The 9990-nt window shown below is 69.5% G+C and carries 12 protein-coding genes; all 12 read right to left on the reverse strand.

Going from position 1 to position 9990, the window contains the following annotated elements; all coding sequences use genetic code 11:
* Window positions 1–96 precede the first annotated feature (96 nt).
* Complete coding sequence (locus tag D7Y11_RS38910; RefSeq protein ID WP_121753676.1) at window positions 97–1002, reverse strand: flagellar hook-length control protein FliK; 906 nt, start codon at window positions 1000–1002, stop codon at window positions 97–99.
* Between the two features lie 36 nt (window positions 1003–1038).
* Window positions 1039–1527: a flagellar assembly protein FliH gene (locus D7Y11_RS38915; protein WP_120580839.1), complete on the reverse strand. Its 489-nt coding sequence runs from the start codon at window positions 1525–1527 to the stop codon at window positions 1039–1041.
* Between the two features lie 53 nt (window positions 1528–1580).
* Complete coding sequence (gene sctN, locus D7Y11_RS38920) at window positions 1581–2894, reverse strand: type III secretion system ATPase SctN (protein WP_120580838.1); 1314 nt, start codon at window positions 2892–2894, stop codon at window positions 1581–1583.
* 44 nt (window positions 2895–2938) lie between these two features.
* Window positions 2939–3616 carry a FliH/SctL family protein gene (locus D7Y11_RS38925; protein WP_121753675.1) on the reverse strand — a complete coding sequence of 226 codons (678 nt, stop codon included), beginning with the start codon at window positions 3614–3616 and terminating at the stop codon, window positions 2939–2941.
* 24 nt (window positions 3617–3640) lie between these two features.
* A complete protein-coding gene (locus D7Y11_RS38930; protein WP_120580836.1) occupies window positions 3641–5731 on the reverse strand; it encodes a hypothetical protein in 2091 nt (696 codons plus the stop codon).
* Window positions 5732–5844: 113 nt separating this feature from the next.
* Entirely contained in the window at window positions 5845–6666 is an 822-nt protein-coding gene (locus D7Y11_RS38935) for a type III secretion protein (RefSeq protein WP_120580835.1), read from the reverse strand.
* Window positions 6667–6775: 109 nt separating this feature from the next.
* On the reverse strand, window positions 6776–7336 hold the full coding sequence (locus tag D7Y11_RS38940) for an ATP-dependent helicase HrpB (RefSeq protein WP_233601465.1): 561 nt from the start codon (window positions 7334–7336) through the stop codon (window positions 6776–6778).
* A complete protein-coding gene (locus D7Y11_RS38945; protein ID WP_120580834.1) occupies window positions 7218–8054 on the reverse strand; it encodes a sigma-70 family RNA polymerase sigma factor in 837 nt (278 codons plus the stop codon). The genes D7Y11_RS38940 and D7Y11_RS38945 overlap by 119 nt, the downstream gene beginning before the upstream one ends.
* A 9-nt stretch (window positions 8055–8063) precedes the next feature.
* Window positions 8064–8459, reverse strand: coding sequence for a hypothetical protein (locus tag D7Y11_RS38950; RefSeq protein WP_120580833.1), 396 nt, complete (start codon window positions 8457–8459; stop codon window positions 8064–8066).
* A 26-nt stretch (window positions 8460–8485) separates the two neighbouring features.
* Window positions 8486–8920, reverse strand: a complete 435-nt coding sequence (locus D7Y11_RS38955; protein ID WP_120530743.1) for a lipopolysaccharide assembly protein LapB — start codon at window positions 8918–8920, stop codon at window positions 8486–8488.
* Between the two features lie 95 nt (window positions 8921–9015).
* Window positions 9016–9576, reverse strand: coding sequence for a hypothetical protein (locus D7Y11_RS38960; RefSeq protein WP_120580832.1), 561 nt, complete (start codon window positions 9574–9576; stop codon window positions 9016–9018).
* A 141-nt stretch (window positions 9577–9717) separates the two neighbouring features.
* The coding region (locus D7Y11_RS38965; RefSeq protein WP_126936207.1) for a hypothetical protein at window positions 9718–9990 on the reverse strand (273 nt) is incomplete at its 5' end.

The raw sequence follows: 9990 nt of genomic DNA on the forward strand, positions 1-9990 counted from the left end.
GGGCTTGCGCGGACTTCGGGGGCGGGGGTCCCAGCTTCCGGGTGTCGACCAACATGGTGCGCTCAAAGACTCCGGGCTCGTCGTCCGGCTCCAGGCTCATGTCTTCGCCTCGAACCTCAGATTTTCAAGCGCCAGCCCCCGGCCACCCAGGGCGCTGCGCAGGCCGTCGCTCTGCTCTTCCAGCATCTTCAAGGTGTCGCGGTCGTTGCCGCTGAAGACGGCGGAAATCTTTCCGTTCTTCGCGCTGACCTTGATGGACAGGCCGTTGAGCACGTCACCGCGCAGGTCGATCTGGAACTCCGCGTTGCCCGCGGCGTTGGTGCCCACGCGCACGCGCTCGACGATCTTCTGGGCGATCTCGTTCGCCATGGCGCGCAGCCGCTCGGAGCCAGCGGTGTCCTTGGGCTTGGCCACCGGCACCGGCGCCATCAGCGCGGGGTTGAAGCGGAAGCCCGCGCCGGCCATCTGCGCGCCCTTGTCGTCCTTCTCCTTGCTGCCCCCGCCGCCCGCGCCCTTGCCACCGCCGGCGTTGACGTCGATCTTCAGCTCGCCCTTCTCCTGGCTCAGCCGGCCGGCCTGACCTTCGGCCTTGTTCATGTCGCCTTCGCGGACGTCCGTGGAGCGCTTCTCCTCCACGACCTCCGACTTGCGGGCCTCGCCGCCCTTGGACAGGCCCTGCGACTCGATGTTGCGCTGGGACTGCTGGGCGCCCTGGGTGGACTCCCCGGGCCTGGCGAAGGCGGTCTCCTTCTGGGCCAGCTTCTCGTCGAAGGTCTTGCCCTGTCCCTGCGCCAGGCGCGCCAGCACCTGCTTGCCCAGGGGCTGCTTCAGCTCCTGCGCCTGCTTGGGCTGGGCCTGTTCGGCCTGTCCCTGCTGGACCAGCTTGGAGAAGACGGACTCGCCCTGCACGCGCTTCTGGGTCTTCGCCTCCGCGAGCTTGCGCTCCTGGATCATCCGCTCCGCCAAGCGCGCGGCATCACGATCGTCATCAACTCGGCTCATGGCGTTTCTCCAGATACAGCGGAAGGCGGCGGGAGGTTACTTGCGCTGGCGGGCCAGGAACAAGGCGCTGCCGATCTCCTCCTGGCCCAACTCCTCCCGATCCTCGCGTTCCTTCTTCACCTGCTTGACGAACTTCTCCTTGTTCTTCTCGATGGCCTTGAGCTCCTTGGCGGCCTCGGCCATCAGCATGCGGCGCTGCTCCACCAGGCGGCCCGCCGTCCGGACGACCTCCTTCTGGTGTTCAATCTGGAGGGCGACCTGGGCTTCGTCGTCCTTCAGACGCTGCTCGAAGCGGCCCATCATGTTCATGCCGTTGATGCCGGCGCCCTTGGCCATGATCTGCTGGAAGTACTCCTGGACCTTGGCCTTGCGCTCCTTGCGGCGGCGCTCCAGCTCCGCCTCCAGGCGCTTCTGTTCCTGCTCTTCCTTCGCCAGCGCCTTGACGGCGTCCGAGAAGGCCTGTTCGGCCTCCTCCTTCGCCTTCTCACGCATGTCCAGCAACACCTGCAACCGGTACGGGGGCATGGTCGGGCCATCCTACCCGGAAACGGCCCGTCCACGCGCCTCCCCCGGAGGCATCAGTCCTCGAAGAGGGCGATGAGCTGCTCCACGGTCTCCTCGTACGGGGAGTTGGAGTGGGTGTCCTGCTTGAGGAAGTCGATGATGGCGTCGTACTTCTCGATGGCGTAGTCCGTCCTGGGGTCCGCGCCGGCCTGGTAGGCGCCCAGTAGGATGAGGTCGCGCTGCTTCTCGTAGGTGGAGAGCGTCTCGCGCAGCTTGCCGGCGGCCTTCTTGTGTTCCTTGCTGACGATGCCGCTCATCACACGGCTGAGGCTCTGGAGCACGTCCATGGCCGGCCACTGGTTTCGCGCGCCCAGTTCACGGTTGAGGATGAAGTGGCCGTCGAGAATACCGCGGACCTCGTCGGCGATCGGATCTTCCATGTCACCGCCGGCCACGAGGCAGGTGTAGATGGCGGTACACTTGCCCTTCGCCGAGTTGCCCGTGCGCTCGAGGATGCGAGGCAGCATGGAGAAGACGCTGGGCGGGTAGCCCTGACGCGCCGGGGGCTCGCCGATGGCGAGGCCGATGTCGCGCTGGGAGCGCGCCAGACGCGTCACCGTGTCGAGCATGAACAGCACATTGCCGCCGCGCTCACGGAAGTACTCCGCGATGGCCGTGGCGACGTAGGCGGCGCGCAGACGCACGAGGGCGGGCTGGTCGGACGTGGCGCACACCAGCACGGCGCGCTTCATGCCCTCCTCGCCCATGGCGTCCTCGATGAACTCGCGAACCTCGCGACCACGCTCGCCGATGAGCGCCACGACGCTGAGGTCTGCTTGCGTGTTGCGGGCAATCTGACCCATCAGCGTGGACTTGCCGACGCCGGAGCCGGCGAAGAGGCCCACGCGCTGGCCCTCGCCCACGGTGAGAAGCCCGTCGATGCAGCGCACGCCCAGGGGCAGCGGCCGCTCGATGCGCTGGCGGGTGAAGGGGTCCGGGCAGTCGCGGTCCACGGGCCAGTCGATCAGGTTCTCCCCCTCCAGGGGCATGCCGTCCATGGGCTCGCCGATGCCGTTGAGCACGCGGCCCAGGAGCCCGTCACCGCACTTGATGGTGAGCGGACGGCCGGTGGGGATGCACTCGCTGTCCGGACCGATGCCGTACAGCTCGCCCAGGGGCATGAGCATCACCTCGTCGCCCACGAAGCCCACGACCTCCGACTTCATCAGGCCGCGCTGGCGGTTCTTGACGAGCACCAGCTCGCCGATGCGCACGTTGGGCACGCTCGCCTTGATGACGAGCCCCGTCAGCTCCGTGACGCGGCCGCGCACCCGGACGAGGGACGCTTCCTTGATGAGGTCGTAGTAGCGCGAAAGGTCGATGGCCATGGCGGATTCCGGGAGGCTCTAGGGCGCGGCGTTGGCCAGCAAGCTCAGGGAGGGCCGCTCTTGCGACCGGTGTCCGGCTGAAGGAGGTTCTGGAGCATCTCCAGCTGCGTGGGCAGCTGCGCGTCCACGGTGCCGAACTCCGTCTGGACGATGCAGCCCACGGGAGCGACCTCCGGGTCCTCCTTGATGGCCAGGTCCACCGTGCGGCCGATGAGCTCCATCAGCTGCGGGCGCTTGGCGCGCAGCACCGTGGCCGTCTTCGGGTGCACGCGCAGGACCATGGCGCGCGCGTTGCGGAGGTTGTCGATGGCCGCGGCGCACATGTCCACCAGCAGCTCCGGCTCGCGCTCCAGGTCGCGGCCGAGGATCTTCTCCGCCATCTTCAGCGCCAGCGCGATGATGTCCTGCTCCTGGGAGTTGAGCATCTCCCCGGCCTGTATCTTCGCGCGCAGGAGCAGCTCCGTGGCCTGGGCGATGCCTTCCTGACGGCCCAGGTCCTTCGCCTTGGCGAAGAGCTCCTCCTTCTCACGCTGGGCCTCGGCGAGGATGCGCTCACGCTCGCGCTGGGCATCCTCGATGATGCCCTGGGCGCCCTGGCGCGCCTCGAAGACCTCGGCGTTCATCACGCCCGCGCGCGGCGGACGCAGCGCCGGTCGCTCGGACGTGGCGACGACCACCGACTCCGCCAACCCGTCCCCCTTGATTACCTTGCCGATCGCCATGGGCCGCTCCTTGGAGACCGGATGCTAGCGCGTTCCGCCGCGCGGTCCACGCCCTCCCGGACCGCCCGCGTCATCCGGGCCCGGCCGATCGGTGGGAGGCGGGCGCCGGCGGCCCACCTGCGTTCCCTCCGAGGACCGGGGCGAGGATGCCTGGCTGGAGAGCACGCGCGGGGGACGCTCCGGCTCGCCCCCCGGTTCGGGACGCGCCGCAGGACGGCTGCCCGTGCGCGAGCGCAGCACGCGGGCCCCATCAGCGGCTTCCCCTGAGGGTTCCGGGCGACGGGGGGCGCGCTCCTCCGCGTCGGCGGGAGGCCGCGCGGGGCGCTCGGCCCGGACGGAGCGGCCTTCCGGCGCATCCGGCTCCGGCGGGCGTGACGCGCCGCGTGCACCCAGCCGCGAGGGCGGGGGTCCAATGCGGGCGCCGTCTGGCTCCGGCCGGACGGGACGCGCGGGCCTGGCGCCCTCTGGATCACGGCGGCCGGGAATGGCCCCGGTGGATGCGCGGGGCGCGGGCCCCACCGACGAGCCCCGGTCCACCGGCATGCGGCGCATCTGGGAGCCGTTCGCATCCCCTTCCGGGGCCGCCATGGACGCGCGGGGCGGGGGCCCACGCTCGCGCTCCACCGGCATCCGGCGAATCTGCGAACCACCCGCCTCACCTTCCGGCGCCCCCATGGAGGCACGGGGCGCGGGCCCGCGCTCGCGCTCCACTGGCATCCGGCGCATCTTCGAACCGTTCGCGTCCCCTTCTGGCGAAGCCATGGACGCGCGGGGCGCGGGCCCCACCGACGAGCCCCGCTCCTCCCCCGGCGCCGGGCGCGGACGTCCGGCGGGGGGCGCCGCGCCCGGGCCCGCGTCACGGCTGGACGCAGCACCCGCGCGACGGGCCGCGCGCTCGGCCATGAAGTCGCGCTTGGCGCCCGCATCCGCGGACTCTCCGGCGGGAGGGGCTCCCCGCAGGGCCTTGGGGGCTCGGAGCGCGGGCGGGCGTGACGGATCCGGGGCTGTGGTGCGCAGGCCCTCGCGCGGCGCGGGTGCTGCCCCCGGACGGGCTCCCGGAGCCGCGGGGCGTGCTCCCGGAGCTTCGGGACGGGCTCCCGGAGCCGCGGGCGCGGGCTTCCGGGCCCCCGGCGGTGGAGGGAGCACTGCGGCGGGGCGCGGCGGCGTGATCAGCCGCACGGGCCGCTCGATGAGGCCGCGCACGGCCAGCCGCTCCAGGTCCATGACGATGTCGGTGCGTCCGCCATCGCCCCGGGCCGTCGGCCGCGAGCGCTCCTCGCGCACCCACTTCGCCACCAGGTGGCCGAACTCGCCGCGGTGCTTCTCCAGCATGCGCGCGGCGAACTCCGGGGACTGCGCCACGCACGCGCGCGCCAGCCGCTGCACGCCCGCGCTGCGGATGGCGCCGGCCAGCCGGTTGAAGCCCTCGTGCAGGTTGATCTGCGCGCGCGCGTCCTCTTCCGGGAGCTTGCGCGGCGCATTGGCCGCCACGGACTTGCTCATGAGCTGGAACAGGTCCGGAGGCAGCGACTCCATGAGGCCGTTCAGCTCTTCCTCGGGCAGGCCCGCCAGCGCCGGCCCAAGCACGCGCGCCCCCAGGCGGTCACTCACCGTGAGCAACTCACGCGTCTGGAGGTTGAGCACGTCCGCGAACTTGAAACCCGCGGACTGGCCCGCGGCCTCGCGCGACAGCGCCTCCTCCAGCTTCCAGCGGATGATGTCCAGGACCTGCGGCCGCACCTCGCGGGTGAGCTTCACGCGAGAGGGGGGCAGATGGCCGCGCACGGCCTCCGCCATGTTGCCGGGCAGCGCTCGCAGGGCGACTTCCACCAGGGCGCCGCGCTCGCGCTGGAGCAGCGCCGCCAGCCGCTCCGGATCCCCGGTCCACAGCTGGCCGCGCCGGTCCTTCATCAGCCGCTTGAGTTCCTGCACCACCGCGGGCAGGCGCTTCTCGCGCGGAATCTGGAGGATCTCCTGCGCGCGGTGGCGCAAGAGCGCGCCCTCCTCGTCCGGCAGGTGCTCCAGCGCCGCCATGCTCTCCTGGCCCCCGAAGGTGACCGCGGTGAGCAACATCATGGTCTGGCGCTTGCTGAGCGAGGTGAAGAAGGAATCCAACGGTCACCTCGCGGGCCCCCAGGTGGCCCGCTGAAGATGGAAGTCGTGTCCCCGGCCTGGAGGACACGTCCCGCGGTCCACCCCAGGAGGGCCGCGGGAAGCGACGTGCAGGTCTAGCCCTCGCGACCGCCGCGCGCACGCGCGGGACGCGCCGCCGCGGCGGGGGCAGCGCCACCCGAGCCACCGCGCATGAAGGTCCACCCGGTGAGGCCCATCATCGCCAGGATGAGCGCGAACGCACCGCCGAGGATCATCTTGAAGGTGCTCGCGCTGGCGGCCGTCATGCGCACGCCGAGCACGTCCTGCAGGCGGTTGGTCTCCGTGGTCTCCGCCGAGGGGGCCAGTGCCTCCGTCATCAGCACGGTGACGGCCTCCGGCTTGAGCTCCGCCACGGAGCTGGCGACGAACTGCTTCACCGCGTCCATCGTCACGGGGGGCTTGCCGCCCTCCACCGTGCGGTACTTGATGAACACGGAGGCCGACGGCATCGGCTTGTTCTCCGGCTGCGACAGGTCGTTGTTCTCCGGCACCATCACGATGGCGCGCGCTTCCAGCACACCGTCGATCTGGTTGAGCGCGTTGGAGACCTCACCCGCCATGGCCTTGAGGAGCATGGCGCGCTCCTCCGTGGCGGTGGGCACCATGCTGCCCTTGGCGAAGTGGGACAGGCCCTTCTCCACCGGACGCGGCAGCGAGTTGCGCTTCAACAGCTCCGCGGCCTGCGCGGCGTCGCCCTTGGGGACGACGATGGTGAAGCGCACTTCGTTACCGCCCTCCGCCTTCTCTTTCTTGGAGTTGATGCCGTTCTTGCTGAGCAGGACGTAGATTTCATTCGCGTCCGCCTCCGTCAGCTCGTGCTGCAGCTCGATGGAGCAGCCGGTGAGGAACAGCAGGGCGAGGAGCGGGGCGGCGAAGACGGGCGTTCGGCGAGTCATGGGCGCGCTTAGCTTAACAGGGCCCTTGCAAAACGCGGAAGGGCGCCCCCTCCCGACTTTGGGAGGGACCGCCCTTCGCATGCCGCCATGGCCCGGCGGGGTGGGGACTTCAGACCTGCGTCTTGACGACGTCCTTCAGGCCGCTGGTGGCCTTCTCGACGACCTTCGACGTGAGATCCAACTCCTGCGAGTACTTGTACATGGACGCCTGGAGACCGAGCAGCTCGGCGTTGGACATGTTCTTGCCGGAGGAGGCCTCCTTGATCAGCTTGTCCATGCTGACCTGGCCCTTCTCAAGGCCCGAGACGAGGTCGGACACCATGCCGCCCGACTTGGTCGTCTTGGAGGCTTCGGCCTTCGCGTCCACGGGCTCGGCGCCCTTGGCCGTGGCGGGCTGCTGGGCAGCGCCGCTCACCTTGTTCAGGTTGGCCTTCTCCGCCTTGTTGACGGTCTCCACCTGGCGGACGTTGTCCACCTTCTGGGTGGCCTGCGCGGCCTGGGCCTTGTTGACGTTCTGGGCGGCGTCCACCTGGCCGGCGCCCTGCGCCTTGTCAGCGAGAACTCCGTCGAACTTCGACGCGCCCGTCTTCTGAGTCTGCTGCGCGCCCTGGTCCTGCAGCTTTTGCTGCGCTACCTGTCCCGCGGAGATGCCGCTCATCGGAGCCGCCATGTGACACCCTCCTTGCATCCGTCGAGGGGGGAGGGAGTTCCTCCTCCTCGTTCAAGAGTTCCTTGAGCCGATCAATGGCCCGCGCATGAAGCCGCGACGCCCAGCTCTTCGACTGCCCGATTTCCGCTCCTGCCTCTTCCAGCGTGCGTCCCTGGAAGTAATAGCCCTGCAGGAGCTTGCGCTCTTTCTCCGGAAGCTTCTCGATGGCCGAGCGCACCCGGTTCTTCAACTGCTCCATCTCCAGGCGCTGATCCGCCGGGAGGGATTCATCCACGTAGCCCGCCGCCTCCGCCCCTTCCGCCCCCGCCGCGAAAACCGCCGCGAGGCCCGCCACGGCATCCGAGATGTCTCCAATATCATCGTCGAATGACGACCCGCGGTTGCTTGATCCCTGCTCGCGGTCCGCCAGATTTCCCAGATACGCCGTCGCGCGCTCGCCCTGATAGGCGGTGCGGGCGTCCGCGCCCCGCAAGACCCCCATCTTCCTCAGACCGTCGAAGATGGCGCCCTTGATGCGGTAGTGGGCAAAGGTGAGGAAGTTGGCGCCAACCTTGGGGTCGAAGCGCTCAGCGGCTTCCAGCAGACCGATTTGCCCATAGGCCAGCAGTTCATCCAGCTCCAGCTGGGCATTGAACTGCTTGCGCACGGTGGCCGCGAGCGACCGCACGTACGGGCCGTACTTCTCCAGGATGACCTTCCTGTCTTCACCCAGAGGCAAGCGGCGCGCTCACTCGGCCTTGGACCACAGCCGCTCGAGAACCTGGTTCAGCCGGGGATCATCCTGCAGGGCCCCGGCGATGCGGCCCGTGAGGGCAGCGGACTTCATGTTCAACTTCTCCTGCAACACTTCGGAGACGAGCGCCTTCGTCGCCTCTTCCTTGCTCTTGAAGCCCCCGTTCTTCAGCCGCTTGGCGATGGCGAGGGCCTGCGCCGCGATCGGATCCGTTGCCTGGGGGCCCTGGATGTTGCTGGAGCCTACCAGACCCGAAGGCCCGACGAGCGATTCCGTGCGATCCACCTTGCCGCCAAAGGACGCGCCGGCGGCACCCGACGGACCGGACGCCCCCTTCGCGCCGCCCGCGCGGCCCTTCCCACCCCCACGTCCAACTCCACCGACAGCCATCGACGTACCTCCTTCGCCTTCCGCGACTACTTCTTCGGCGGAGGCAGGGCCCCCGCTTCCTTCGCCTGGATGAGCGCCTGGGCCAGCTTCGCGCCGTCGCTTTCGGGCTCCAGGTCGATGGCGGCCTTCAGTTCCTTGAGGGCCTCCGGCACCTTGCCCATGAACAACAGCGCTTCACCCGCGTGTGCCCGGGGAAGTGACGACAGGGGCGCGAGCCGCTGGGCGACCCGGTAGGCCGCCAGGGCCTTGTCGTGCTTGCCCTGCGCGAACTCCACGGCGCCCAGACCAATCTGGGGCACCTCGCTCTTGGGCATCAGCGCGGCGGCACCGACGAAGACCTCCTTGGCCTTGTCGAAGTGACCCATGTCCAGCCACAGGTAGCCAGACTCCAGCAGGACCATGGCCGGCTGGCGCGCCAGGGGCACGAGGCTGTTGGCAATCTCCGAAGGGGTCTCCGCCATGGACGTCGCGCTGCCTTTCCTGTCGCCGGAAGCACGGAAGGCGGCCGTCGAGGGCCGCCTTCCTTGCACCGGTCAGATTCCGCTGTCCGTGAAGACTAGCGGATGTTGCCGATGGAGTTCTTGGTCGTATCGTGCCGCGACTTCATCACGTTGGAAACAGCCGTGAAGAGCTGCGACTCGTGCTGCATCGCGGACTGCATGTTCAGCAGCTTGACGTTGTCGTCCATCATGGACTTGAGCGAGCCGTTGGTGTTGAGCTGGTCGCCCACGCTGCCGCCCGAGCTGGTGCCAACGCTGGTGCCCAGCGAGGTGGAGCCGCCCGTGGAGGGCAGGCCCGAGCCGCCGACGCCCGGCAGGTTGGTGGAGGGCACCGCGCCGGAGCCGGTGTTCATCACGCCCACGTACGGGCCGCCCTGCATGCCGGAGCCGGAGGCGCCGGAGAAGGTCTGCGCGGAGGAGACGGCCGCGGAGACGATGCCCGCGCCGGGGACGAAGCCCGCCACCGCGCCCACGCCCGCGCCCACGGCGCCGACGGTGCTGTTCAGACCGTTCTGAACGCGCGCACCGAAGCTCGTGTTCGGCGTCTGCCGAGCCGTGGTCATCTGGGTGTTCATGCGCAGGTTCGGACCCATCATGCCGCTGTCGATCTTGCTCATTTCAGCCTCCGCGCTGGTGCCAGCGTTGATTCAAAAGGGGAGCCGGGGATCATCCCGTGGCTCTTTCAAAGGATTATCGGGAGAGTCAGCCGCCGGTTGCCTGCTGGTGACAAGAAATCGTCCGGGCTCCCGAAAAGCCCGTTATTTCCGGCCCTTGGACTGCTTCGACTCGGCGACGAGCTTCTCGCGGACGTCCACGAGCATGCCGAGCAGCTCCTCGGACCGCGCGATCGCAGCCTGGGCCTTCTTGCCGATCTCCGCGCGCGGGCCCTTGAGGTCGGCGAGCCCCTGCTTGACGGGCGCGAAGAGCGCCTGGACGTCGCTGGCGGAGGCCTTCTCGATGAAGGTCTCGACGGCGGGGTAGGACGGGACAGGCAGTTCCTGGGGCTGGGGCTGCGGCGCGGAGGGCCTGGC

The sequence above is a fragment of the Corallococcus sp. AB018 genome (assembly GCF_003986945.1).
In the GTDB taxonomy this organism is placed as follows: Bacteria; Myxococcota; Myxococcia; order Myxococcales; family Myxococcaceae; genus Corallococcus; species Corallococcus exiguus.

Coding starts and splice junctions, on each gene's coding strand:
- D7Y11_RS38940 (WP_233601465.1), bottom strand. CDS start 7,336: ATGGCGGCTCCGATGAGCGGCATCTCCGCGGGACAGGTAGCGCAGCAA.
- D7Y11_RS38915 (WP_120580839.1), bottom strand. CDS start 1,527: ATGCCCCCGTACCGGTTGCAGGTGTTGCTGGACATGCGTGAGAAGGCG.
- D7Y11_RS38950 (WP_120580833.1), bottom strand. CDS start 8,459: ATGGCTGTCGGTGGAGTTGGACGTGGGGGTGGGAAGGGCCGCGCGGGC.
- D7Y11_RS38935 (WP_120580835.1), bottom strand. CDS start 6,666: ATGACTCGCCGAACGCCCGTCTTCGCCGCCCCGCTCCTCGCCCTGCTG.
- D7Y11_RS38910 (WP_121753676.1), bottom strand. CDS start 1,002: ATGAGCCGAGTTGATGACGATCGTGATGCCGCGCGCTTGGCGGAGCGG.
- D7Y11_RS38955 (WP_120530743.1), bottom strand. CDS start 8,920: ATGGCGGAGACCCCTTCGGAGATTGCCAACAGCCTCGTGCCCCTGGCG.
- D7Y11_RS38960 (WP_120580832.1), bottom strand. CDS start 9,576: ATGAGCAAGATCGACAGCGGCATGATGGGTCCGAACCTGCGCATGAAC.
- D7Y11_RS38925 (WP_121753675.1), bottom strand. CDS start 3,616: ATGGCGATCGGCAAGGTAATCAAGGGGGACGGGTTGGCGGAGTCGGTG.
- sctN (WP_120580838.1), bottom strand. CDS start 2,894: ATGGCCATCGACCTTTCGCGCTACTACGACCTCATCAAGGAAGCGTCC.